We start from the raw sequence: 26,191 nt of genomic DNA, 5'->3' as shown, positions 1-26,191 counted from the left end.
GGGCCCGCGCTGGCGCGCCGCCTCGTGCCCTCGCGCTGGCGCGCGAGCTGTGCACCGTGTGGCCGCTGGCGCGGCCTGGAGTTCCAAAGTAGTTGCGGTACAACGTGTCTCGCCCCGCTGGCGCGGTGCGAAACCCGTCGGGTTTCGTAGTTTCTAGTTTTTGTAGGCAACTATCGTCGGGCTGCGCCCTCTCCCCCGGCGACCCCTGAGGTCGGGCCTGGCGGCCCGAGAGTGCTCGTGCCTCAAACCAGCCCAGAAGACAGGGGCCCGGCGTGCGCGCTGACCTCCCGTGAGCACCGCGGTCGCCGCGCGGTGACCTCCTCCGTACCCACTCCCTGCACCGCCGAGCTGGGTCGAGTGCCGTGCGCGAAGTACCCATCCACCCTCCCCGGTGACCTCACGGCGCCGGAAGTCGTTTCCGAACGCCGCGGGGTCGACGCACCACCCGACCGCACCACCCGCGCACCGCCCGAACCGGAAGCGAGACCCAAACCATGACCACCACACACCTGCTGACCGCCGCCGCCGTGACCCTCCTCCTCATGGCGGGCGGCGTCATCACCGCCGCCTACCTGCTCCGCGACCCCACCCCCGCCAACACCCCGCCGCCGGGCCTGCCGCTGCTGCTGGCGCTCCTGCGCGTCGTGGTCGTCCTCGCGGCGCCCGTCGTGGCCGCCGCACTGTTCCTGCTCGTCCTGGACGTCCTGACGGCGACGTCACCCCCACCGGCGCCGTAAGCGCCCTGGACGACCTCGTGCGGGCCGTGGGTGACCTCCTGCGGACCCCTGTCGAGCACACCGGCCCGACCCCGGGCCCGTGACCACCACCGCGCGAGAAGAGCACTCAGACGCGCGTCCCACGGCCCCGGGCGGCACGTCGCCGCCGGTGGGGTTGACACCCGTGAACAGGGGTTGGCTCACCCCCCCTCCACCGCCTGCTCCTCGACGCCGTCTGCACCTCGCTGGTAGGCCTGGACCTCCTGCCACGGAGTCGTGCGCGGACCGAACATGCCGACCCTCGCGGACGACCGTCACCGTCTTCACGTTCGCCCGCACCACCGGGGTACCAGACGTCCCGCACCCGATCCCCGGCCGCGCTGCCGCGGCGTAGCGGTCGGACGCGACCTGCTCGTGGCCCGCTGGGCGAGCCAGCTAGATCGACAACTAAAACGTACCGGTAGTGGTACGGTTGAGCCACTTGAGTTGCAGGTCAAAGTCATGGGTGGAGGTGCGACGACTTGAGCTACCGGGAGACCCTGCGCTGGCGCGCCTTCGACACCCACGGCGTCATCACCATCCCCGACGCCGAGCGCCTCGGCGTCCCCGCCGTGGAACTGCGCAAGCTCGCCCACCGCGGAGCCCTCGAGCGCCTCGGCTACGGCGTCTACCGCATGAGCGAAGTCCCCCCCACCCCCCTGAGCGAATACGCCGAAGCCGTCGCGCTGGCCGGCCCGCACGCCGCCATCGCCGACGACTCCGTCCTCGCCCTGCACGACCTGGCCCTGGTCAACCCCCGCCACATCAGCGTCGCCACCCCCGACCGGATCCGCGCAACCCTTCCCCCCACCGTGCGCGTCATCCGCCGCCACCTGCCCCCCGGTGACGTCACCGACGTCGACGGCGTCCCCACGATGGCCATCCCCGCCGCGATCCGCGCCTGCCGCGACCACGTCATGACCGAGCGCCTGCTCCAGGCCGTTCACGACGCCCGCGAGCGCCGCCTCATCGACGAGGCGACCGCCCAGCGACTACTCGTCGAGCTGAGCCGTGGAGTGAGCGCAGACTTCAGCGTCGAAGTGGACCCGCCGACACCCCACCCTGCTCGCCCGAGCACCAGTACCCGTCCCAGCAGATCCACCCGTTCCCGTCTGCGTTCCACCACCCGCACCAGCACCAAGGTTTCCACATGAGCATTCCTCGTCAGCCTCCCGCCGACCCCGGCAGCCTCTCCGTCCTCCAGCGACGCATCACCACCGCCGCACGCACGCGCGGCCAAACCACCAGCCGGCTGCAGGTCACCATCGCCCAGCTCGTCGTCGCTCAACTCCTGCCCGGTGGGGCCATCAAGGGTGGCGCAGGGCTGAAGCTGCGCCTGGGTGATGTTTTCACCCGCGACAGCCGCGACCTGGACACCGCAGTGCGTGAAGACATTGACGCCTTCGTCGCCGACCTCGCCACCGCCCTGGACAGCGGCTGGGGACATTTCACCGGCCAAGTCAATGCCGGAGTGCCGCCCACCCCCGCGGGTGTCCCCGCTGGCTACGTCATGCGCCCCTTCACCATCAAGCTGCGCTACCACGGCAAAGCGTTCCTCAGCCTTCCCCTGGAGATCGGCTACGACGAACTCAACGCCCTTGGCGGCCCTCTGGAGCACCACCTCGCTGAGGATGTCGTCACCCTCTTCGCCGAGCTGGGTCTGCCCACCCCGCAGCCGGTGCGACTCCTGCCCGCTCCGTTGCAGATCGCGCAGAAGATCCACGCCTGCACCGCACCCGGCAGTGAACGCGCCCACGACCTCGTCGACCTGCAACTCCTCGCCCCTGACACCGACGACATCGACGTCGCCGAAGCCACCCGACGGTTGTTCGCCTTCCGCCGCGCCCACTCCTTCCCCGCTACCGTCACCCCCGGACCCGGCTGGAAAACCCGTTACGCCGAGGCCGCCACCGGCCTCGACGTCCACCCCACCCTCGATGACGCCGTCAACTGGGCCAACAGCTACCTACAGCGGTTGGCCACCCACATGACCTGAATGGCCTGCGGAGGTGCTGGTGCGCCCGGTGATGCTCACCCGGTGCTCACGCACCTGATGACCACGAACACAACGACCAACGTCTTGCTCGTGCCCGCCCTGCGCGGGTGTTCCATCTACGTGGAAGGTTGCCGCCATGGTCGACGACGCCGTGCTCGCCCCGCTGTTCGACGACAACCCCGCAGTGCAGGACCTGCTCGGGTTCGCCGGCGTAGCCCACGCGGTCGCTCGCGCCCTTCGCTCCGGCGGGCTCGATCCGATTACCGTGGGCATCCAAGGCGCCTGGGGCGGCGGCAAGTCCACCGTCCTCAACCTCGTAGCCGAACAGTTGCAAGACGCCCCCGAGATCCTCGTGGTTCGCGTCGACCCCTGGGAGTTCGACGACAGCCAGGACGTGCGCGGCACGCTGATCGCGCTCGTTCTCAACGCACTGCAAGCCGAGCTGCGCGATCGGTTGGGCAGCGACGATCCCACCCGGTGGCACATCGTCAAGGCCAAACTGAACGACCTGCGCAAGCGCATCGCCTGGGGCCGGGTCGCCACGGTCCTGGTGACCAGCGCCGCCACAATGACACCGGACATCGCCGGCCTCGTCGACGCGTTGACGCCGGCCGATCCCGATGACGAGGACACTGCTGCACGTCAACCGCAGACCATGGCCGGCTTCCGCGAGGACCTGGCGCAACTGCTGACGACGGAAGGCCTGGGACTGAGCAAGGTCGTCGTCCTGGTCGACGACCTTGATCGGTGCCTGCCAGCGGCAGCTGTCGCCACTCTGGAGGCAATCAAACTTTTCCTGTCGGTGCCAAAGATGGCCTTCGTCATCGCGGCGGATGAGGAACTGGTGCGTGCCAGCGTGGACAAACACCTGGGCGGGTTGAAGAACGGCCAGTTCGCGGCGATGTACACCGAGAAGATTGTCCAGCTGCCGATCTCGCTGCCGGTGCTGACCTTGGAGGACACCGAGGCGTACATCGCATTGCTCTTGGCCGGCCGCAGCGCCCAGATGACCGGTGAGCAACACGCAGCCATGGTGCAGCGCGCCCGCGAGCGCCGTCAGGAGGGCAGTGCTCCCTACGTTGTGGTTGGTGATGGCGGTGGGATTGAACTTGACGCTGAGGCGATGAACATGGCGGCGAGCATCTCCACCGGGTTGTCCGCAGACGCCTGGCGTACCCCGCGAGCCGTCAAGCGGTTCCTGAACAATCTCTCCGTTCGTCAGCACATCGCCCAGATCGCTGGCGTCGGCCTACCACTGGGGATGCTGACACGGATGTACGTGCTGGAGCTGCGCCATCCTCAGGAGTTCAAGGTGCTGATCGAGTTGCCCGCCGGGCAGCGGGCCGACCTTCTCCAACGCTGGGAGGACTGGGCCACGGCTAGCGACGCAGACACGGACGCCACGTCGAGTGCGAAGCCGGATGAGGTTGGTGAGCTCACCCGGGCGTGGGCGGCGACGAAGCCATCTCTAGCCGGGAGAGGCGGCGAGATTGACCGATACCTCAGCTTTGCGGCAAGTTTGCGTTCCGATGTGCGCTTTGGCGGTGCGCTCGACGCCGGCCAGCGCGCCCTGCTGGAGCAATTGCTGGAGGAGTCAGAGACCGTACGCGCCGAGGCGGTGCAGCTCGTGATCGCCGAGCAGCTGGAGACGCAGCAGCTCTTGATCACTGCGCTGGCTCAGCACCTTTCCCGCGCCGAGGATCCCGAAGCAGCCCTGGATGCTCTGCAGCAGATAGCCACCGCCAACCCCTCGCTCGAGGCTGGCATCGCCGCCGCCGTGCGCACGCCAGCGGTGCTGGTGCGGCTGCAGGCGCACCACGTTCCGCTCATCGTCGACCTCCCGGACGTCCGGGACGCGATCACGCGTACCCCTGGGGTGGACGAGGAAGCTGCTCGCGCAGCCCGCGAGCATCAGCCGGGCTGATGGGTACCTCCGGAGCCTACGGCGGCAGCGGGTCGGCGTCTTGGGCGGACGCGCAGGAGGCCTACGAGCAAGCTGTCGCCGACGGCGCGGCCCCGAGCAACACCAGCGTCGACACTGATCCTGAGGAGACCTCGCCCCAGGACGCGGATATGTCCATCACTGACCTGATGGCCTCGCTGGCGGCAGCGTTGCGGGGTACTACGACGGCTCCCACCGCGGCGCCGACGGCGACCGCGCCGGGCACCACCTACCCCGCTGCCTCGCTGCGACCTGCGCGCGCCGCATCGTCGGGCGGGTACACCTTCAACCGTGGCGGCGGAGGATCCGGTGTCTCGACAGGCTCAGGAGCGGGCCGGGCCTTCGGCCGCCAGGCCGCTCGTGGAGCCAGCGCGCTCGCCGGTGCTCAAGCGCTGCGCGCCCAGGACACGGCCGCCCTGGCGGACCTGGGGCTTGACCTGAACGCCCTCGAGACCCTGCCCAGTGACTGGGCACGCTGCAGCGCGATCGCTGATGCTCTGCTCGGAGCGCCAGCCCACCCCGAGGACGCGGCGCTGAAGGCGGCGACGACGAAGACGATGCGCGAGGCGCTGCGCAGCAGGCGTGAGCTGTCCTCGGAGCAACTGGTACAAACCTTCATCGGTAACCTCACCTACGAACACGTGCTCGTGCAGCTGACCTCCCAGCGCCGCCGTCACCCGGTGCCGGCCCGGGAAGCCGCCGCGACGGAGAAGAAGATCAAGAAGTACATCCGCAATGTCCTGCGGGTCAGTGGGCGCCGAGATCGGAGCAGGATGAGCACCCAGCAGCTCATCGACCGGGCCAGCCAGTTGGCTGAGCAGGTGCTGGCAATCTACGGGAGTACCTCATGAGCAAGCTGGACGTAGAGCTGAGCCCGGAGTTGAGCCCGAAGGTGAGCCTGCAGCACTCTCACTCTGCGACTCACGCTACGAGCACTACGGCTCCCAATTCTGGCCTCGATGCCAGGGCCAACACCGGAATCACCGTGTACCAGTGGCCACAAGACCCCGGGCACAGCACCACCCTGCGCAGCGACCTCAGCTGGTCTCTCACCGAACTGGGAACGCCCTCAGTGCGGGCGCGAGACCTACTGCGAGTCGTCACCGCCGCCTACCTGGCGGATAAGAGTGCGTCGCAACCACCAGTGACACTCACCCGCCATCTGCGCCTCACCGTCCACCTCGAGGAACCTGATGTTTGGACCGAGCAGGTCAAGGAACGGCTCGTCGATCTGCTGCACTGGCTGACCGGCGACGAGTGGGCTCTGCGCTGTGTACTGGCCCACCGCGAGGCCATCACCACGACCCGGCCGCTGGACGTTCCCATCGCCGACGACATCGTCCTGCTCTCCGGGGGTCTGGACTCCTTCTGCGGTGCCCTGCTGCGCACCCGTCAGCCGGGCCGCGTGCGCTTCCTGGGACACGCCGAGACAGCCACCGCCGTTCGGCGCGCCCAGCAGCGCCTGCAGGCATACTTCGCAGCCGACACCCCTCCCCGGATGTACGAGCAGTACGCCCTACGCCCCAAGGGGCAGGCGCATCACGCCACGCCCAAAACCCGCTCGCTGCTGTTCGTCGCCATGGCCGTCGCTGCAGCCACTGGTACCGGAGCCCAGCGGGTCTTGGTTCCCGAGAACGGCTTCACCAGCATCAACCCACCACTGGAACCCTCCCGCGGCGGGGTCCTGACCACCCGCTCCACCCACCCATGGACCTTCCACAGCATCATCGGGCTCCTGCAAGAACTGGAACTAAACGTCAGCGTGGAGAATCCGCACGCCCACCTCACCAAGGGTGAACTGGTGAAACAGGCACTGGGAACCGCGCCGACTGAGCTGGTGACCTTGGCCGCTCAGACCGTCTCCTGCGCCAAGATCAACGCCGGCCGTCCCAAAGGCGGTGACGCGAACACCCAGTGCGGACTGTGCATCGCCTGCCTCGTGCGCCGGGCCGCGTTCCTGGCCGCGGGCGTCATCGATTACACCCCCTACACCGGAACCGGTTCCTCCCATCTAGCCCGGCAGGTCCAGCAAATTAGGCGCCACGACATCAACGCCTGGCGAACCGCCACCACCGCCGGCATCCCCGAGCACCGAATCCTCGGCGCGGGCATGTGGCCCCCCAACACCGACTTCGACGCCGTCTTCGCCCTGTGCCACCGCGGCCTCAAGGAGCTCTCCCGTGTTCCCCACTGATCGACCCCAAAGTAAAACGTCGACCTCGCCGCCTCTCCGGGAGGCGCCCGCCATCCTGTCTTCTCCCACCCACCGGTCCGCCGCCGATCACCTTTCCGCTCAGCACACCTCACAAGAACACCAATTCCAGCAGCTGCCACCCTTGGACTGCCACGCCCACATCGCCCCCGACCTCACCTCCCGTCAAGTCGCTGGCCTCGACGGCGCGCTGGTCTTCGCAATGACCCGCAGCCCAGCCGAAGCCCGCGCCGCCGCACGCCGACGCGACGACACCCTGTTGTGGGGTTTAGGCGTGCATCCCGCCGCCCCTGCCGCCCTCGAGGCCTTGGAGCGGACCTCTTCACACGCACTGGCCACCCTGCTGGACAACTTCGTCCTCATCGGCGAAGTTGGCCTCGACCGCCGCGGGCCTCTTGCACCACAAACACATGCGCTGGAGACGATCCTCCAGGCCTGCACAGGTCGCCCGGTTCTGCTGTCCCTGCACAGCACCGGTCGTACCCGAGAGCTCCTTGCCCTCCTCCGTCAGCAGCCCCACCCCGGTGCGATCCTGCACTGGTTCAACGGAACCACCGAGCAGATCGCCGAAGCAGCAGCCCTGGGCTGCTACTTCTCCATCAACCATGCCATGACCGACGAGTGCCTAGCCGCGATCCCCAGCGACCGGATACTGCCCGAGACGGACTTCCCCGCCTCACGGCGCACCATCCTCGCCAACCGACCCGGCGACGTGCGGACACTTGAACGCCGACTCGCGGAACGACACGGCCTCAACGAGCCCGTCATCCGGAAACGCTGGTACGTCAACCTGCGGCGCCTCACCGACACCGCTGGTGTCACAGGCCGGCTACCCACAGCATGGCGAGACACGCTCGCTCACGTATCGACTTTGTGAGCTTGCGCTCGACGCCACCCCGCCCGACACCTACCTGCACCTGGCCCACGAGCGGGGGCCCCTACACCGCCGTCACCACTTTGCGCGGCATCGAGATCAGCGTCGGCGCAGCGGCCGCCCCGGCTTCCGTCCCCCCAGTGTCGGGCCCTTTCTACGTGCTCAATGGCACAGAAGTCGTTGCCACCAGGCGCGATACGAATGCGGCCGGACGGATGTGATGCGGTGGCTCAGCTTGGTCGCCATGTTCGTCACCTGCCTGCCGTAGCCGACGGCCGACGACGGCGACATGCCCTGCGCCGTGGCCACCACGTTGAACGCATCGAGAGCTGCCTGGACCTTCTGTTTGTAGTCCGCACCCGACAAGGGAGGCGTCCCGACCGACAGCTCTGCGGTGACTTCTGCGACTTTCGCCGTCATCTCGTAGGCAGCAATGGCCACGTGGTGGGCAGACGTCAGGGGCGGCAAAGGCGGGATGTTATTTCCCACAGCCATCACACTGTCACGCGTTGACACGATTACACAGCGAGTCCGCAACTCCGACGCCCCGACATCGGCGCCTGACCCGGTTCGCACGCGGTCCATACGTACAAGGGCGGTCCCAAACTCGCAGGGGACCACCCTTGCCCGTTTCACCAGTGCAACCGGACCTAGGCGGAGTACCGGGCACAGGTCGAGACCTACTGCGGAGTGTGGCGCTGCCAACCTTCAGCATCGGGCAGACAACGATGCATCTCACAGGACCTTGCGTGAAATCGTGACAAGAAAACTTTCAAGCGCGAAGAAGATGATGGTATATCTGCACGGACCCGGAAATTTTCACCTCCACTAATCCCTTAAATCCCTCTCCGGCAATAGTCGCCACTAGTTCCACACCCGACCGCCAAACCACATTCACAGACTCAACAAATTCACTCGAGAATGAAATTGAATCTATCCCGTCAGTTTCTGCAAGTGAGAACCCAAACGAAAAGGCTACGGTATCCCAGCTGGCAACCCAAATCCTCCCATCTTCCAGCCTGCCATTCACCCTAGTGACCCAGGGTTCATTGCCGTCAGACTCAACCTCCAACGGGAGGCCGATCAAATCGGATTCATCTGGAAAGTGACTCATATTAAATTCCACCAAACGGAATCATCGTGGTTAGTCTCCAACCATCTTGCACCTTCTGCCAGGACGTCTCCAGTTTGAGAAAGCCGCCTGGGGCAACCAGGAGAGAGTCGCGTGTCACAAAGTCACCAAACTCAGTCGTCCAAGACTTCGAGATATTTGAGTCGTCTTTCACGACGTCATCCAGATGACGCTGGAGCAGCGAACGACCCTGTTCGTTGTTATGCACCCCTACTCGACCAAGTTGATCTCTGATCGAAAGCGAACGCGCCTGATTGTGCGAGTTGGAGGTGACACGACCGAAGAAGTAGTCCCATTTCCCTGACTCTACTGTGGCTTTTGGTGCGGCTCTACCTGCAACAGCAGGCCCGCCCCCTCCGCGGACCAGGGCAGTGAGAGCACCAAGTCCTGCGCCGGTGATGTACTGCCAGCTGCCGCTATCGACATAACACGAGGAGCCCGGAGAAGCCAAGTCCCGGATCTGCTTGGTCAGACCCAGGGTGACCCCGTCACCGAACCCGATGAAGTAGTTCGAAACGCTTGCCCCGACGTCACTGGTCAAACCGTTGTACAGGACGTCGGCTGGACCGGAGAGCAGCAAGCTGTTCCAGGCCTGGCTGATGGAGAACAGACCAGTGGGGTCGGCCCGCTGCAACGGGTTACCCGCGGCATAGGCGTACGGCTGGGTCGTCAGATCGACCAGCGGGTCCCGGGTCAGGAACTGCGCGGTGGCCGGATCGTAGTCTCGGGCGCGCAGATACGTCAGGCCCGTATCGGCATCGGTGTACTCCCCCGCGAACCCGAACCGCGACAACGTCCCGGTAGAGGCTTCCAGGGTTCCGTACGGGCTGTACGCGGCCCGTCCAGTAACGGCTCCGGTGGAACTGGTCAAGGTCGTGACCGAGCCGGTCAGGTCGTGGTGCAGCCAGGTGATCGCACCGGTGGACCGGTTGATCTGCGCGATGGGTGCCGTGGTCGAGGTGGCGGTCGGCCCGTAGACGTAGTCGTTAGCGCCGTCGGCCAGCATCAGTGGGACATCACCGACGGTCCAGACGTAGGACTCGCTGGTTGCTGCCGCGGCGGTAGGGGTCTTGGTGCGTTTGACCCGCAGCCCGTCACCGTCTACGCCGTAGCTGATGCTCGCCCCGGGCTGGGTGACGGTGGTGAGCTGGTCGGCAGCGTTGTAGCCGTAGGTGGTGGTACTGGCCGCGGCCGGAGCGGCCGGGGTAGTGGTGGCGCTGGTGCGGTTGCCGTTGGCGTCGTAGGCGTACGTCGTGGCCGGCCCAGCCCGCGGGGTGCGGGTGGTCAGCAAGCCCGCGTTGGGACCGGAGGTGGCGTAGGTCAGCGCGATGCCGTCGGCCACGGTCGTGGGGTTGCCGATGGCGTCGGTGGTAAACACACCGGCCTGGCTGGTGCTGGAAGTGGCGCCGCTGGCATCGGCGGTATTGGTGACCCGGGCCAATCGTCCGCGGGTGTCCCAGCCGTAGCTGCGGGAGGCGTCCAGCCCGCTACCGGTGACGGCCTGCCCGGCCAGTTGACCGGCCGCGTCGTAGGTGTAGGCGTAGCGCACCAACGGGTCCCCGGTGGTGACCCCGGCTGCGGTGGTGGCCGTGGCCCGCAAGGCGCTGACTTGCCCTGCGGCGTCGTAGGCGGCAGTGGTTGCGGCGACGTTGGTGGTCGTGGACCCACTGACCGTTCCGGTGATGCGGGCACTGAGCTGGCCGTCGGCGAAGTAGGTGAACGTGGCCGCGGCGGTGGCGCCGGTGGGGACGGTCGAACCGTTGGCCGCGCCGGTGGGGACGGTGACCTTGGTCATCTGCCCGGCGGCGTCGTAGGTGTAGGTGGCTTTGCGCTTGTCGGGGTAGGCGATGGAGGTCTGCTGGCCGAGCGCGTCATAGGTGTAGCTGGTGGTCCCGGCCGGTGCGGCGGTGGTCAAGACGTTGCCGGTCTTGTCGTAGGTGTAGCTGGTCGTGCCGCTGCCATCGACCATGCTGGTGCGCTGACCGGCCTTGTCGTAGGCGTAGGTGACGTCCGGTGTGGTACCCGTGTAGTCGATCTTGGTGACGCGCCCCAGAGTGTCGTAGCTGTTGATGGCGCCGGCCCCGGCGGCGGTGGTGACGGTGGCCAGTTCGTCCTCGAGGGTCCAGGCGTAGGTGGTCTTACCGGCTCCAGGAACGGTCGCGCTGATGCGGCGGTTGCCGTTGTCGTAGGTGTAGGCGCTGGTGCGGCCGGCGGCGTCGGTGAAACTGAGCTGATTGCCGACCTTGTCGTAGGTCCAGGACTGCCGAGTGCCGTCGGCGGCCACAGTCGCCACCGTCCGTCCCAGCGCGTCGTAGTTCACGCTGGAGGTCCGCTTCAGCGCGTCGGTGGTCGCCGCGGGCCGGCCCACCGCGTCGTAGGCGTAGGTGGTGACCCGCTTGAGCGGGTCGGTCACGCTGGCCACGGTTCCATCAGGGTGGTAGCTGGTCGTCGTGAGCGCCATGGACGCCAACGTGACGGTGGTGCGCTGCCCGGCCTGGTCGTAGCCGAAAGTGGTGGTGCGGTTCAGCGGGTCCTTGGTGCTGATGACCTGCCCGACGGCGTCGTAGGTCAGGGTGGTCGTCTGGGCGTTGGCGTCCTTGATCGTGGTGTTGCGCCCGGCGGCGTCGTAGCCGTAGGTGGTGACCTTGCCCAGGGCGTCGGTCGCGGTGAGCACTTCCCCGGTCAGGGCGTAGGTGATGGTGTCGACCCGGCCCAGGGCGTCGGTGCGGGAGGTGAGGTACCCGTCACCGTTGTAGGTGTAGCTGGTGATGCCGCCATCGGCGGCAGTGACCTTCACCGGCCGCCCGGCCGCGTCCAGGGTGATGGTGCTGACGCGACCGGTGGGGCTGGTCACACCGGTCATCCGACCGGCGCCGTCGTAGGCGTAGGCGGTGATGGCGCCGGTGGGTGCGCTGACCTGGGCCAGGTCCCCGGCGCCGGTGTAGGCGTAGGTGGTTTTCGCGCCCAGAGCGTCGGTACTGGTGGCCAGGGTCCCGTCGGGGTTGTACGTGTTGGTGGTGACTGCCCCGGTGGGGTCGGTGCTGGTCAGCGGGTTGCTGGTGGCGTCGTAGGTCAAGGTGGTGGTCTTGCCGGCGGCGTCGGTGCTGGAGGTCAGGTTGCCGAGGGTGTCGTAGGTGTAGCTGGTGCTCTTCCCCGACGGGTCGCTGCGGCGGATGACGTTGCCGTTGGTGTCGTCAGCGGTGGAGGTGATGCGTCCCAGCGGGTCGGTGAGCGTGGCGATGTTCAAGGCCGCGGTGTAGGTGTAGCGCCAGGTGGCTTCCACCGCGGTGCCTGCCGCCACGGTCTTGGCGCTGAACATGCCGTCGGTGTAGGTCTCCACCGTCTTGATGCCGTTGGCGTCAGTGATGGTGGTGCTCCCGTCGCTGACACCCCCGCCCGTTCCGCCAGCAGTACCCGTTCCGCCAGTACCCGTTCCGCCAGCGGTGCTGTAGGCGAACGTCGTGGCCCGGGTCTGGGTGGCCGAAACCGTCTGGGCCTGCTGGGTGACCCGCCCGGAACTGTCGTAGGTGTTGGTCGTCACCAACCCGGCCGGGCTGGTCATGGACGTCAACCGGTGGGCGCTGTCGTAGGCGTAGCTGGTGATCGCGCCATCGACGGCGGTGACCGAGGTCAGGTCCCCGGCGCTGCTGTAGGCGTAGGAGACACTGCGACCGGCGGAATCGCTGATCTTGGTGATCCGGGTGCCGGTGTAGGTGAAGGTGAGGCTGCGCCCCGAGGCCGCGGTGACCTTCTGCAGGACCCCGGCGGTGCTGTAGCTGGGGGTGATGGTGTTGGCGTGCGGGTCGGTGACCGAGATCAACCGGCCCTCAGCGCTGAACTTCATCGTCGTCTGCTGACGGCGGACGAAGGTGTAGGTGCCGTCACCGTTGCGGGTCAGGCTGGCCAGGGTGCGTCGAGGAGCGATGAACCCGCCGCGGCCGTCGCGGGCGAAGGTGACCACCGCGCCGGTCTCCTGGATGACGTCGACCCGTGAGGCGGTGGCCAGGGTGGCAGCGGTTCCCGCTCCAGGGTTGGCCGTGTTGGTGGCGTTGGTGTTGATCCGCAGGCCGATGTTGAGGTTGTCGTTCCAGCCATAGCCGAAACGCCCGTCCTGGGCGGCACGGTTGGTGGAATACGTCCGGGCCGCGCTCAAGGCCAGGCCGCGCCCGGTCACGCTCAGGTCGGTGGCGCCGAGGAAGAACTCACCGGTGGCGGTGTTGATCGGGTCCGCCGCGCAGGACTGGGTGCAGTTCTGGGCGGGGTTGCCGCCGGTGGTCTCCCCCGGCTCGGTGGGGCCGGCGACGACGCTTGCGGGTCGCTCCTCCACCCACTTGTCCGGCATCCAGAAGAAGCTCGGGTCGCTCATGACCATCGCGGCCCACCCGGTACCACCGACCGCCGGCCAGGCGTGGAACTCATAGGGCAGAGACGCCGCGCCGCGGGTCACCTGCAGGTATCCACCACGAGGATCCGCGTCCTGCAGGCGCTGCATGGACTGCAAGTCAGCCGTGATGTCCTGCCCCAGTCGCAGCCGCAGCAGCAGCTGACCCCAGGTCCCTTCGGCCCAGACGGTGGCGGGCGCACCGGGGTAGTTCCCGGTGGTCTCCAGATAGGGCCGGTAGCCGTCGATGGGCCCGGCGCTGGAGTAGGTCTGGTTGTAGCACTCCGCCTGCGAGCACTTCTCGATCGTGGCGTCCTCCACGCGGAACTGCTCACTGAAGGCGAGGGAATCACGCGCCATGTCCTCGCGACCGATGGCGCTCAGGAACAGCCCACCCCAGCTGCCGGCGTCCAGCGCCTTGGCCGGGTCGTCGATGCCCTGGTTGAAGCGCTTCTCGGTGGGGTTCCAGAACTTGGTGAGCAACGCCTGCTTGACCCGTTCGGCAGCATCGAGGTAGCGCTGCTCGCCCGTGGTGTAGCCGATGTCGCGCAGCACGAAGTAGGAGTCGATGTTGTGCTCGGTGCCGGCGAAGCCGACGTAGCCCTCGATGAAGTCGTAGTTCTCGTCGTAGCGACCCCAGCCGCCGCGGATGGCTCCGTACTTCGGGTCGCCCGGGTCGCTGACCTGCAGGGTGAGGAGGTAGTCCGCGGTGCGCTGGGCGAGGTAGCGAAACGACGGGTCCCCGGTGCGCTGCTCATACGCCAAGGCGGCGGTGGCGACCCAGGCGAGGGCGCCGGTGCGGACGTACACCTCATAGATTTGGCCGCGATAGACATCAGCGGAGAAGGGAAGAGACCCATCGGGCTGCTGCACCTGCGACAGGTTCGCCAGGACCGCCCGTGCCCGCTCCGGCTGGTCGTTGGACAGGTACGCCAGCGTCGCGACCGCGTCGTCATACATCCAGCTGCGCTGCTCTAGGCGGTAGCCGGTGCGCTGGGTGGAGTCGCCTTCGTAGCCGTAGGCGGGGTCGTCGAAGGGGATGGTGAAGGAGCGGACCAGACCCTGGTAGCTGGTGTCCGCGGCCCACTCCGTGGAGCTGATGGTCCGTTTCGTCGACTTCTTGACCAGTCGGGCGATGACGGAGGCGCCGTTGGTGGGGCGGGGGAAGCGGGTGATCCAGGTGCCGTCGGGGCTGAGCGCGACGGTGTCCTGCAGGTAGTCGATGTCGGTGCGGTAGAACACCTGGACCTCGACGGCGTCCAACGACTCAGCGGGAAGGTTGGAGTCGCTGGCCGCCTCGTTCTGAACTCGCTGCGGCCACGCGGGTTCAACCGCACCCCGAAGGACCACCCGGGCAATCTTGGCTCCCAGGTTGACCGAGACGGCCCCGCTGGACCACGTCCCGTCCGCGTTCAGCGCGAAGCCCTGAGTGCCCTGGCGGTACTCGATGTCGCCCTCGGGGTGGGCGTAGACCCGGACTTCGTAGCGCTCCGGGGAGGTGATGTTGGCCCAGCGACCGTTGACGGGGCCGGTGTAACTCGCGGGGTAATTCTGGGTGAAACTGATCCACGGGTTCTTCGTCAACGTTCGGGGGAGCTGGTCGATGTCGGCGATGTGCCCGCTGATCGGCCCCACGTAGTTGGAGCCCTGGTAGTTGGCGTCGAAGGTCATGCGGAAGCCCTGGGACTGCTCCTGCTGGCCGCTCAGCCAGGTCGCGGCCTTGCTGCGGTGCGCGGCCATTCCGTCGAGGGTGCTGACCGAGGCCACGTTCGAGGGGGCGCTGCTGAGACCTGCGGCATCGACGGCGACGATGCGGTAGAACAGCGTTTTGCCCGCTGTGGCCGCGTCGTCGACGAAGCGGGGCTGGCTCACGCGCCTCAGCACCGTTGCCGAGCTGGGGGTGAAGGCCGCCGTGCTCCCTCGGTGTACCAGGTAGGACCTGGCCGCGGGATCCGCGGTCCAGGTGAGGTTCACGGCGAGGCCCATGGAGTGGGAGGTGGCGACGACGTTGGTGGGGGTAGCAACAGCAGCTTGCGCCTGGCTGACCACCTGACCTTGCGCCGTGGCGCCAGCAGCAGCAGCAGCAGCAGCAGAAACCGGAACAGGGGCAGCGGCGGCGCTCGAGGAGGTCCAGGTCATCGTTCCCGCCATCAACGCCGCCAGCAGCACTCCGACGAGGAGCTGGACCCAGCTCCCGCGCCACCTCGAGTGCTCACGCAGCCCCGGGGTCGGCCCTGACCCAGCACCTCGCCCGGCACGCGCTGTGGCGGCGCCGGTGACGTTGAGGCCGGACGTGCTCACAGCTCGCCCCTGCGGGTGAGGCGTGAGCCCAGTAGGCACCCCCTGGACCACGCCGGCCAGGGCGGTGGTGGCGGTGGTCGCGGCGGTGGCGGTGGCGGTAGTCGCGGCGGCGGCGGTGACCGCGCCCCCGACGAGCCTGCGGGCCCGCCAGCTGCGGATCGAACTGAACGCGTGACGAGCGTGCACAGCGACCTGCTTCCCGTTCAAGGGCCCGCCCAGGCTGTGGACATGTCAGCCTGATCAACCGAGCACGCACAGAGCGTAAGCACACCATTGCGTTGGGTAGTAGTCTTCTGTGAAATTTCTAGTAAATCGATGAGCAATCTGCGGGGTCAGACGGCCGGAGCGTCGAGCTGAGGGGTGCTCGTGCAGTCGCCGATGTCGTACTGACCCACCGCAGGGTGGGTATGACCGACTACTCAGCCTCGTTGGCGCCGCAACGCGTACAGGCCAACGTCCCGCCCGTAACGTCGGATCGTGCTTCCGTCGCTGCACCTCATCGCCACGCTGTCTGGGGACGACCTCCTCCTCACCACCATCGCTGACGGCCGCAAGCACAGCCCGGTGCCACCACGGATACGTGCACGGGTACGTGCGCGGACCACCCCGTGGTGCTACGGGCCCATCACGGACATCACCCAGGCTTGACCGCCCCTGCTGGCGCGGACACGGCCGCGTGTCGTCGGTGCCAGGAGCATCACGGGCGGCCCTCGCGGACCCGCGCCGCACCAGACCCCGCCCTGCGGTGGCCACTGCCCAGCGGCGGGTGCTCCCACGCGTGAACGAGCACCCCGACGCCGGCGAGCGCCAGGGTCGTCTCATGTCCCCCCATACCGTCCACGTTGCCGCCGGTGAGCTTCGTGTGCCGCTGTCTCGAGTGCAGCTGCTGGCCCTGGTCGACGACGCGGATGCTGTCGCTCACCTCGAGGCGTACTTCACCCAGCGCACCAGCACCGGAGCACCGGCTTGGACCGGGGCCCGCTTCGAGGCCCTCGCCGGCGGTGGGGATCGCCCGGCGACCGCCGATCGCCTGCACGGCGACGACATCGTTGCCGTCACCTTGCTCAGTGTCAGCGTTCCCCGTGATGTCGTCCTGCCGCTGCTGGAGGGCGACCTCGGTAAGCAGGTCGCGCTGCTGCTGGCGAGGGTGCCGCGCCAGGCCGCGATCATCGATCCGACGCGGCCGCGTACCTGGGGGAAGGTCAGGCGCTGTGGCAGGCGTGGGATTTGTTGAACGCTCAGCGCGGAGTCAAGGGGGTCACGGCCAGCAAGCTGCTGGCGTGTAAGCGCCCCGCAGTGGTGCCGGTCTACGACCGCGTGGTGCGCTGCGCCTTCGGCCACCCTGCGCACCCGTGGGAGTGGCTGGTCGCCCACTTCGCCGACCACGACGCCGATCTGGCGGGGCGGCTGGCGGCGGTGCGCGAGCAAGCCGGCGTGGACGGTGGAGTCAGCGTGGACGGTGGAGTCAGCGTGCTGCGTGTCCTGGACGTCCTCGCGTGGATGCGCCATCACCCTGAGCACCGTGCCACCGGGTGCCCCGGCGTGCCGACCTCGGTGCGCGGCCTTGAGCGTTCCTGATCGTGGGTGCCGGCAGGAGGTCACGGTCGTCAGGGGCGTACCAGTGCTTCACCCGCTGCTTCGCGCTGCTATTCCATCTCGTACAGGGCCAGATTGCCGTCGCTGGCCAGTGGGGTCCACTTCTCGCGCAGGCGGTTCTGCAGTGCGCTGCGCACGGTGTTCCGATGGAAGGCCAGTCAGCGGTACAGGACGGGGTAGGGGTACGGGGCGGGTGCAATCGGTCGATGCAACGTAGGTCTCCCACGGCCAACATGGACGGGGAGGAGCGCTGTTTGCTGAGCTCCTTGACGATGTGGGCGGTCGTGAGTGCCTCGACTACTCCTGCCCCGCGGGCGAGGTGACCCGCCCGGTTCAGAGAGCACCCCCCTTCGAGAGGGGGAGCACTGATCACTTCGAGTCATCTGCAACAGATCTTGCTGTGATTTTGCCGCGTACTGCCTGTCACTGTGCGTACTCTCTGCGTGATCTCGCGTTCGAGGTCGAGAACTGCCGCCGCGCGTCTCTAGAGCAACCACTCCGCCGCCTGCGGTCGCGGTGCCGCGCTCTTGAACCACGCGGAGGGCCACATCAGCGTCAGGGGTCGTTCATCGTGCGTAGTTTCGTGCGTCGCGTCGTGCAGGGCGTGGCCAAAGGTGGTGCGGCCATGCCTGGTGTCCTGCCGAGTGCAGAGCAGGACGGCGAAGCGACGAGCAGCGTCACGAAGCACCCCATCACGCTGCACCCCGCCGCGGCGACTGCGGCGCTGCCAGCGTCGGCGGCCGTCCCCACGCCTGAGGCCGCCCGACTACCGCTGCGACGCCGGACGCGCGTAACACGTGTTGCAGCCGCGTCCACGATGCTGGCGTTCGCGATCGGCGGGGTCGTCGACCTCGACCCGTTCGCACTGAACCTCTGGGCAGCGCAAGCCGCGGCCCGTGACGCAGCACAGCCCATCGGCACGAGCGAGGACCTGCGTCAGGACGCTCTCGACGTCACCTCCGAGCAGAACGCCGCCCAGCAGGCCCTCGCCGCCCAGCAGTCAGCTCAGGACGCCGTTCGTCTCGGCGGCGCCGGTACGACCGCTCCCGAGGTCGGTGTCCCCGACGGGGACAAGAACCCCCCGCCCTCCCCGCGCGACGCGGCGATCGGGAACGCCCAGCGTCAGGCCCAGAGCAGTGATCAACCCGTCGTCGTCGACGGTTTGACGACCGAGACGGCCCTGACGACCGCGATGCCCGACGGCACCCTCAGCACCCAGACTTCCCTGGGCCCGATCCGCTACCGCACCGACGGTGGCACCGGCGCCGACCTCACCGGGAAGACGACCTGGGCCGACATCGACCTCAGCCTCACCGGGCAAGACAGCACCGGACGCACCACCGCTGAGGCCGCGGGACCGTGGGCGGCACGCCTGGCCGATTCCTCCGGTAGCGGGATGGTCGCCGTCGGCCCGGCCGGACAGACGATCACCTGGTCCCCCCAAGCCGCCGCCGCACCGGTCAGCGTCGGTGGACCCGGCGGAAAACTCCCCACCGTCACCACGACCGCACCCACGACAGGTGTCACCCCGGTGACCACCGGGGTGGACCTGCAGGTCCCGCCCGCCGACCCCGGCAACGCCAGCACCCCCGGTGTCGGCGCGGACGCACCCACGCCTGTCATCACACCGACTCCGGGCGCGCAGCTGAAGAGTTCCACCAGCAGCGCGAGTGACGACCCCGCGACGAGCACGCCCGCGTCCGAAGGCACCACTACCACCTCCGCCACCTCCGCCACCGCCACTGCGGACCAGGACCAGGACGACCCCCAGGCTGTCGGCAGCGACGCGGTCTTCCCCGGCGTCTTGAAGGGCGGGCGCGACTACACCGTCTCGGTCACCGCGACCGGTGCGGAGGAATCGGTGGTGCTCGCCTCGCGCGAGCAGGTGACCGCCGCCGGCGGCGCGAGCGCAGCTGCGGTCTACCGCAACACCTTCACCCTCCCCGCGGGCGTCACCGCCCGCCAGGCGACCGGTGCCGGGACTGCGGGAGTGGATCCCACGACCCTCGGGGTCGAGTTCGTCGACGCCTCCGGCACCGTCGTCGCCACCTTCGGCGGCGGGAAGGCCTTCGACTCCTCGAGCAACGAGGTGGGCGAGCCGGCCACCTCGCCGGTCGCGACGCGACTCCTCGCCGCCAAGGCCGGTACCGGGAACATCTCCGGATCGGCGACGGTCGAGGTCAGCGTCAACCCCACCTGGGTCGCCGACGGTGCCCGGGTGTTCCCGGTGACGATCGACCCGCACATGGCCACCGGTACCGGATTCTCCGGCTCCACCGGAGCCAACGGGTCCAACAACTTCGACGCCTACGTTGACGAGGCCTACCCCACCACCAACGAGGGCGTGCAGGACTCCGGACGCCTCCTGGCCGGCTACCGCCCCATCAACGGCGCCAACAAGGCCTCCACCACCCTGGCGTATTTCAACCTCGGTGACCTCATCGGCTCCGAGAACAACATCACCTCCGCGCAGTTCTCGCTGTGGAACAACTACTCTTACTCCTGCTCCCCCACCGGCCTGTGGGTCGACGCCGCCACCGCGCAGTGGAATCCTGCGACCGTCACCTGGAACACCCGCCCGGGCTGGGCGAACGCCGGGCCGATGAAGACGTTCGCGCACGGCTACTCCTCCTCCTGCCCCGCGGCGGCAGAGTTCTACGACGTCACCTCCATCGTGCAGAAGTGGTCCAACGGCACCACCGGCTACTCCCCGGGGCTGCCCAACTTCGGCTTCATCATCACCGCCAACGGCAGTGACGTCTCCGGCTACAAGCGCTTCAATTCCGCCGAGACCGGGTCCGGTATGCCGGGGTTGACGGTGTCGTGGGAGAACTGCACCACCTACCCCGCCGCCTCCGGCTACTCCGGGACCCGCAAGGTCTGCGGGTCCATCCGCGACGACTACGCCCTCAACGGCGGTCCGTCCGGGTTCGGCCTGCCCACCACCACCGACGCAGCCACCCCCAACGGCAAGGGCTACTTCAACCACTTCAAGAAGGGCTCCGCGGAGGACGGGTCCATCTACTGGGCTCAGCCCACCGGCGCCCACAGCGTCGCGGGAGCCATCCGCGAGCGGTGGAAGGCCGACGGTTGGGAGACCTCCGCGGAAGGCTGGCCGTCCTCGGACTACAAGGCCTCCCCTTCCGGTGTGGGCTACTACAACCACTTCTTCAACCTCGACACCGGCCAGACCCGCTCGATCTATTCCACCTCGACGACCGGCACACGGATGGTCCAAGGACTCATCCGCGAACGCTGGGCTGCTGTCGGCTATGAATCGGTGACGGGATGGCCCGAGACCGAAGAGACGAACACCCCCGGTACCAACACCGGCAAGGTCACCTACTTCCGTCAGGTGGGAAGCGACGGCCAGACGTGGTCGATGGGGAACACCACCTCCCGCTCGACCGGCATCTACTTCAAGACCGGCTCCGACGCCGCCTGGTCCGTGCACGGCCGGATGTTCCTGCTCTACCAGTCGATGGGGGAGACGACGTCGTGGCTGGGGTTCCCCAAGAGCGATGAGTTCCACCCCCAGTACATGCCCGGCGGCGGCAGCGCCCCGGTGGATGCGAAGCAGACGAACTTCGAGAACGGCGTCATCTACGGCGACCCCCGCAACGGCTACGTTGCGGTCGTCAAGCCAGGCGCGGCGGGTATGCCCGCACCCTCGATCAACCAGCACACCGCGCGCCGCCTGCCGCTCGAGGTCGTCGTCAACGCCCCCGCGGTCAAAGACCCCGACACTGGTGTCGCCGGCACCGCCTGGCCCTCGCGACTGACGGCCCCGATCGTGCAGTACCGCCGTGGCGCGAAGGCCGCCACCCCCAACACCTCCGCGCAGCCGGGCTCGGTGTGGAACAGCGTCGACCCCGCTGATCTGAGCTGGCCCAACGGGCAGTCCGTCGCCTACACCGTCGACACGTTGCAGAAGCCGATCATGGTGTCGAAGGCGGTGAAGGACAGTGCGGGCAACGACAGCACCAGCTTGGTGCTGAACCCCGCCTTCGGTGGCGCCCGGTTGTACTGGGACGCGGGCAAGACCCTCGCCGGTGTCCCCGGAATCCTCGACGTCCGATTCGTCTTCACCGACCTCACCACCGGCAAGCCCGTCCCCGTCGCCGCCGTGGGTGGGGTGGAGTACGACCCTGACGCCGGGCAGGCCGGCACCACCGCAGTCGGTCCCGGTTCCCTGAACCTGCTCACCGGAGCCGTTGACCTCTCGGCCACGGACGCATCCGCGTTCGGTATCTCCGTCTCGCGTACTGCCTCCTCCCGCCGCACCAGCGCCGGGTCGGAGAACATCGCCGGGTCCCCGTTCGGCCCGCAGTGGGCCTTGGGGGGCGTGGACGACGACCTCGACCTGGGCTGGACCTCGATCCGGCAGACGTCGGACTACTCCCTCGACATCCTCGACGCCTCCGGGCAGGCGACGTCGTTCGTCGTCGACGACGCCGGAACCACCTGGTACGCCGAGAGTGGCGCGGAGGACCTGAAACTCCTCAGCACCGGCGGTAGTGCTGTCAACCCGTTCACGGCGTCGACCTGGACGCTGACCGACGGCGACGGAACCGTCACCACCTTCGCCAACCGGGTCTCGGCCACCGCACCCGCGGCGATCGCAGCGAACATCACCGTCGGTGGGGGACAGCAGGCGACCTGGCGGGTCACCTCCGTCGCCCCGGCCGGGGCCACCGGTACAGAAGTCGCGGCTCGTAATGCGACCCGGTACGCCTACACCCCCGTCACCGTGAGCGACGCCGCAGGCCAGCAGGTGACGGCCATGCGGCTGTGGCGGATCGGTGCCGCCAACCCCGCGATGTCCTCGAGCGACCAGGGGACCTGTCTGAGCGCGGCGACTCCTGCCGTGGGATGTCGGGTGCTGCAGCTGAACTGGAACGCCGACCCCGCCGCCCTCGCTCGCGTAAGTTCGATCTCGCTGTACGCCAGCGACCCGTCCAACACCAGCACCACCGCGCCGCTCACCCTCGCCACCTACGGCTACGACAGCAGCAACCGTCTGGCCTCGGTCACCGACCGCGCGAACCTGATCACGAAGTACACCTACCAGGACAACTACCCCTCCCTGGTGGGGACGAAGAGCATCGACGTGCCGGGACCGGTCTCCACGGTCGAGCCCGCGGGTCAGAAGAAGTGGACGTTCACCTACGGTGAGGTCGCCTCCACCTACGACACCGGCCAGTCCGGGTCGAAGGGGCGCCTGCTCAGCGTGTCGCGACCGAACCTGGTCGCCGGGGAGGTGGCGGCGGAGTCGGGGTCCTCGACGTGGAACGTCGTCTACGGTGTCCCGCTGGACATCACCCGCTTCGGTCCCTACCCGATGTCGGCGCAGGCCGTGCTGACGTGGGGCCAGGACGCACCGCCGTTGGATGCCACCGCCCTCTACGGACCCAGCGCCGGCGGCGACGCCAAGACCGGTGACCACGACGCCTTCGACGACGCCAACGGCTCCGGGACGGCCAGGAACTGGACGACGGCCGCGGTGACGTACATGGACGTCAACGGGCACACCGTCAACGTCGCCCAGCCCTCGGCAGCAGCCGGACGCTGGGTCGCCTCCGGCACCTGGAATGAGACCGCCACGACGGCCACCAACGTCGCCAACGTGTCCTCACCGAGTCTCAGCACCCGCAACGACGCCGGCCAGGCCGGTCCCAACGGCGCTTCCGGCGGCTCCTCACCCAGCCCTGGAACCGTGGCGATCCCGGTCAAGGGTGCCCGCATCAGCGCCGCCGTCGTCGACGACGCCGGCAACACCACCTTCAGCCTGAGCGCCGCCAATAGGGCTCTGGCGTTGGGCCAGGACGACCCCGACGCCCTCAGCGTCGGCGCACCCAGCGCCGACCAGCAGCTGGTCAAGCTCTCGGCGATTCCGTCCGGCGCCTCCACCCCCTCCGGTGCCGCGACGCCCGATGTGAAGGGATCCCCGACGTGGCTGCGGGCGCAGCTGCTCTCCACCCAGACCCGCTACGAGCTGTCCCGTTCGACGTTCACCGCCGGCCCGCAGCTGCGCGAGCCGAGCGAGGTCGCCGTCGCCTCGCTGCAGCCGCTGCGCCTGACTCAGACGAAGCCGTCGTCCAACGGCAACGGAGCTGGTTCCTCGGTGCCGGTCCCCGCGCGAGCGGTGACCTACACCGTCTATGACCAGGACCGAGAACTCGCCACCAGCCCCCAGGCCAGTGAACTACCGACGAAGGTCACCACCGGATTCGTCGCCGGCACCGACGAGCTGTTGAGCGCCACCGTCTCGCTCCGCTACAAGGACGCCGCCGACGGGCTGTGGAAACTGAAGCAGGAGGACGCCACCTACTTCGGGATCCCCGTGGCCACCACCGCGATGCTGCGCCCGATCGACGCCAGCGATGCGAAGGTCCACGACATCCGCTACACCGAGACCGCCTACGCCTGGACCGAGGCGGCCGCCGGGAAGCCGGTCTCGGTGAAGACGTACGGCGAGGCCGGGGGTTCCACCGAGACCCGCACCAGCTACGACGTCTTCGGTCGGGTCATCGCCTCCAGCATGCCCCGCAACGCCGGCGACACCAGCGAGACCGGGACCGCCTCCACCACGCGGACCCGCTACTACGGCGACGCCACCAACGGCACCAGCAACTGCACCAGCGCCAACAGCACCGCCAACGCGGTGCTCTTCGGCGGCATGGTCTGCTCCACCGGCCCGGCCAACGTCCAGGTTTCCGGTTCGAGCGGGTTGCCGATGACCACCACCACGTACAACCGCACCGGGCAGCCGAGTGTGGTCACCGAGACGCTGACGCCTTCCGGTACCTCGACCGCGCAGGTCCTGCGTACGACTTCCACGGGCTACGACGGAGCCGACCGGCCCCTCACCGTCACCACGACCACCGCCGCCGCACTGAACGTGGCCGCCGGCAGCGAGGTGAAGACCTTCACCTACGACACCATGGGCAACCCGGCCAGCACCACCGACAGCGGCTCCAGCAACGTCGCCAACGGGCGGACCCTGAGCACCGTCTACGACCAGCTCGGCCGCGTCATTACCTCCACCGACGCCACCGGTCTGCAGACCAAGACCACCTACGACACCTCCGGTCGCGTCGCCACCACCACGGTCAGCGACACGAACACCAATCCCGCCAACGCTGGCACGGCCGCCATCACCGGCTACAGCGCCGTCACCGCCGGCAAGGCGTGGAAGCAGACGAACACCTACGACCCGATCACCGGGGACCTGGAGACCACCACCGACGAAGCCCCTTCCGGGCAAGCATCCGCTGGGACCATGTCGATGGTCGTCGACGTCGAGGGACGCACCATCTCCACGACCAACGGCGCCAGCGGCGGTTACACGAAGAAAACGTTCTACGACACCACCGGCGCCGCGGTGCGCCGCACCGTCATCGCCGGCGGGCAGACCGTCCTCGACGAGACCAACGGCACCCCCACCGTCTCGGGCACCACCACCACTCTCGAGAGTTTCGGCGGTGGCGAGAACGTCTACGGCCAGCAGATCGAGTCCTACCAACAGCTCAAGGCCATCCCACGCACCAGCACCGGCGACCCCGTCGGGACCACCTCGACCTCGGTGGCCGATCAGGCCCGGCACCGCCGCTACTCCTACGACGGCCTCGGCCGGCTCATCACAGCGGCGGACTCCCGCTTCGCCCCCGCCGCCTCCGGCCCGCAGGCCGCTTCTTGCACGGTGCGAGCCTGGGCTTACGACCTGGACTCCAACCAGACCGGGCGCGCCAGCACATCGGCGTCGGCCGGATCCTGCGCCGCGACCGGGTACACGTTGCCGTCCACGCCGGTGGCGCACACCTTCAACGCCCTCGACCAGATCGTGGACAGCGGGTACAGCTACGACGCTCTCGGCCGGACCCTCTTCGTGCCCGCGACCGGGGAGAACCTCCCGGCCAAGACCGCCGCGGGACTCACCGGCAACGGCGGGCTCAGTGTCGCGTACGCACCCGGTGACATGGTCGCGAGCCAGACCCTGACCACCAGTGCAGGCAACGAAGTCCAGAGCTTCGCGCTGGACCCCACCGGAGACCGGCTGCTGTCCTCCAGCACCACCCTGCCCGGGCAGAACACCACCACAATCACCAACCGCTACAACGACACCGACGACAACCCCGCCCTCATCAACGAGGCCGACGGAACCGTCAGCCGCTACGTCACCGGCCCCGACGCCGACCTCACCGCCGCGGCGACGTTGAAGGCCGACGGCACCAGCGGGCTGACCTGGCAGGTCATCAACCTGCATGGCGACGTCGTCGCCACCGTCCCCGCCGGCATGACCGCCGCGGCCACGGCCTCGGCCATGACCGATGAGTTCGGGGTCGCGCTCGACGCTACGCCCGGGCGCAACGACACCACCGACTCGCGCTACGACTGGCTCGGCGGGAAGCAGCGCTCCAGCAACGCCCGCGCCGGCCTCACCCTCATGGGAGCCCGGCTGTACAACCCCGCAGCTGCACGTTTCCTGTCCGTAGACCCGGTACCTGGCGGAAACGCAAACGCCTATGTCTATCCGCAGGACCCGCTAAATACATTTGACCTTGATGGTCGCGTCAAGGATGTAGGTGGCGGCGGTGGCGGGGGTGGTGGTGGCGTTCGAGGATATAGCGTCCCACTCACGGGGGGACCCGGCGGAAGACTTCTTTCGTCTGGCCGCGTCGGGCAGATCGGCGAGGATTTTGCGCGCAGTAACCTTCAGAAGACGTACGGGAAGAACAGCGTTTACTGGAACTCGCGAGGTGGCGCATGGCGAAACGTCCCGGGCGTCGGTGTGCGCCGCTATGATGCGGTTGCCTTCGACCGAAACGGCCGCGCGACCTACTACGAAGTGAAAGCTAACACCAGTCGCCTAACCGCCCGTCAGAAGAAAGCGGATGCTTGGATGAGGGCGCACGGATACCGAGTCAAGGTTATTCGAGTTAACGTTGATAGAATGTCCGGGCATGCGAGCTACAAGAATTGAGAGGGACCATGAATGTCGC

At 68.0% G+C, this 26,191-nt stretch carries 13 protein-coding genes; 11 read left to right on the top strand and 2 right to left on the bottom strand.

Annotated elements, in window-relative coordinates; translation table 11 throughout:
• The first annotated feature begins 494 nt into the window (after positions 1-494).
• The 7 genes from AC0I8G_RS22900 to AC0I8G_RS22870 all read left to right on the top strand — a co-directional run bounded on the left by AC0I8G_RS22900 (position 495) and on the right by AC0I8G_RS22870 (position 7,782).
• Positions 495-737, top strand: a complete 243-nt coding sequence (locus AC0I8G_RS22900) for a hypothetical protein (RefSeq protein WP_471732005.1) — start codon at positions 495-497, stop codon at positions 735-737.
• A 500-nt stretch (positions 738-1,237) separates the two neighbouring features.
• Entirely contained in the window at positions 1,238-1,909 is a 672-nt protein-coding gene (locus tag AC0I8G_RS22895) for a type IV toxin-antitoxin system AbiEi family antitoxin domain-containing protein (protein ID WP_471732004.1), read from the top strand.
• A complete protein-coding gene (locus AC0I8G_RS22890; protein ID WP_471732003.1) occupies positions 1,906-2,751 on the top strand; it encodes a nucleotidyl transferase AbiEii/AbiGii toxin family protein in 846 nt (281 codons plus the stop codon). Before AC0I8G_RS22895 ends, AC0I8G_RS22890 begins: the two co-directional genes overlap by 4 nt.
• Before the next feature lie 136 nt (positions 2,752-2,887).
• Entirely contained in the window at positions 2,888-4,675 is a 1,788-nt protein-coding gene (locus AC0I8G_RS22885; protein WP_471732002.1) for a KAP family P-loop NTPase fold protein, read from the top strand.
• A 149-nt stretch (positions 4,676-4,824) separates the two neighbouring features.
• Complete coding sequence (locus AC0I8G_RS22880) at positions 4,825-5,544, top strand: hypothetical protein (RefSeq protein ID WP_471732001.1); 720 nt, start codon at positions 4,825-4,827, stop codon at positions 5,542-5,544.
• Positions 5,541-6,887, top strand: coding sequence for a queuosine biosynthesis protein queC (locus AC0I8G_RS22875; RefSeq protein WP_471732000.1), 1,347 nt, complete (start codon positions 5,541-5,543; stop codon positions 6,885-6,887). Before AC0I8G_RS22880 ends, AC0I8G_RS22875 begins: the two co-directional genes overlap by 4 nt.
• Positions 6,874-7,782: a TatD family hydrolase gene (locus AC0I8G_RS22870; RefSeq protein ID WP_471731999.1), complete on the top strand. Its 909-nt coding sequence runs from the start codon at positions 6,874-6,876 to the stop codon at positions 7,780-7,782. Before AC0I8G_RS22875 ends, AC0I8G_RS22870 begins: the two co-directional genes overlap by 14 nt.
• 159 nt (positions 7,783-7,941) lie before the next feature.
• Here the strand turns inward: AC0I8G_RS22870 and AC0I8G_RS22865 are convergent, their stop codons facing one another.
• Together AC0I8G_RS22865 and AC0I8G_RS22860 are read right to left on the bottom strand one after the other, a co-directional pair.
• Positions 7,942-8,220, bottom strand: a complete 279-nt coding sequence (locus tag AC0I8G_RS22865; protein WP_471731998.1) for a hypothetical protein — start codon at positions 8,218-8,220, stop codon at positions 7,942-7,944.
• A 674-nt stretch (positions 8,221-8,894) separates the two neighbouring features.
• On the bottom strand, positions 8,895-15,164 hold the full coding sequence (locus AC0I8G_RS22860) for an RHS repeat-associated core domain-containing protein (RefSeq protein ID WP_471731997.1): 6,270 nt from the start codon (positions 15,162-15,164) through the stop codon (positions 8,895-8,897).
• Positions 15,165-15,615: 451 nt separating this feature from the next.
• Here AC0I8G_RS22860 and AC0I8G_RS22855 point away from each other — a divergent pair, with 451 nt between their 5' ends.
• From AC0I8G_RS22855 to AC0I8G_RS22840, 4 genes are all read left to right on the top strand, one after another.
• The gene (locus tag AC0I8G_RS22855) at positions 15,616-15,768 is read left to right on the top strand and encodes a hypothetical protein (protein ID WP_471731996.1); all 153 of its coding nucleotides are present in this window, start codon (positions 15,616-15,618) and stop codon (positions 15,766-15,768) included.
• 603 nt (positions 15,769-16,371) lie between these two features.
• Complete coding sequence (locus AC0I8G_RS22850) at positions 16,372-16,827, top strand: DUF6308 family protein (RefSeq protein ID WP_471731995.1); 456 nt, start codon at positions 16,372-16,374, stop codon at positions 16,825-16,827.
• Entirely contained in the window at positions 16,821-17,171 is a 351-nt protein-coding gene (locus AC0I8G_RS22845) for a DUF6308 family protein (RefSeq protein ID WP_471731994.1), read from the top strand. Before AC0I8G_RS22850 ends, AC0I8G_RS22845 begins: the two co-directional genes overlap by 7 nt.
• A gap of 835 nt (positions 17,172-18,006) precedes the next feature.
• Complete coding sequence (locus AC0I8G_RS22840; RefSeq protein WP_471731993.1) at positions 18,007-26,172, top strand: DNRLRE domain-containing protein; 8,166 nt, start codon at positions 18,007-18,009, stop codon at positions 26,170-26,172.
• Positions 26,173-26,191: the final 19 nt, after the last annotated feature.

The organism is Kineococcus sp. AC630, assembly GCF_979255925.1.
Note: the sequence above shows the minus strand (reverse complement) of the source record. Positions and strands in the feature narration are given on the sequence as shown.

What these genes read in the sequence shown, in the direction of transcription:
- AC0I8G_RS22880 (WP_471732001.1), top strand. Translation starts at nt 4,825, where the DNA reads ATGTCCATCACTGACCTGATGGCCTCGCTGGCGGCAGCGTTGCGGGGT.
- AC0I8G_RS22840 (WP_471731993.1), top strand. Translation starts at nt 18,007, where the DNA reads ATGCTGGCGTTCGCGATCGGCGGGGTCGTCGACCTCGACCCGTTCGCA.
- AC0I8G_RS22900 (WP_471732005.1), top strand. Translation starts at nt 495, where the DNA reads ATGACCACCACACACCTGCTGACCGCCGCCGCCGTGACCCTCCTCCTC.
- AC0I8G_RS22875 (WP_471732000.1), top strand. Translation starts at nt 5,541, where the DNA reads ATGAGCAAGCTGGACGTAGAGCTGAGCCCGGAGTTGAGCCCGAAGGTG.
- AC0I8G_RS22885 (WP_471732002.1), top strand. Translation starts at nt 2,888, where the DNA reads ATGGTCGACGACGCCGTGCTCGCCCCGCTGTTCGACGACAACCCCGCA.
- AC0I8G_RS22890 (WP_471732003.1), top strand. Translation starts at nt 1,906, where the DNA reads ATGAGCATTCCTCGTCAGCCTCCCGCCGACCCCGGCAGCCTCTCCGTC.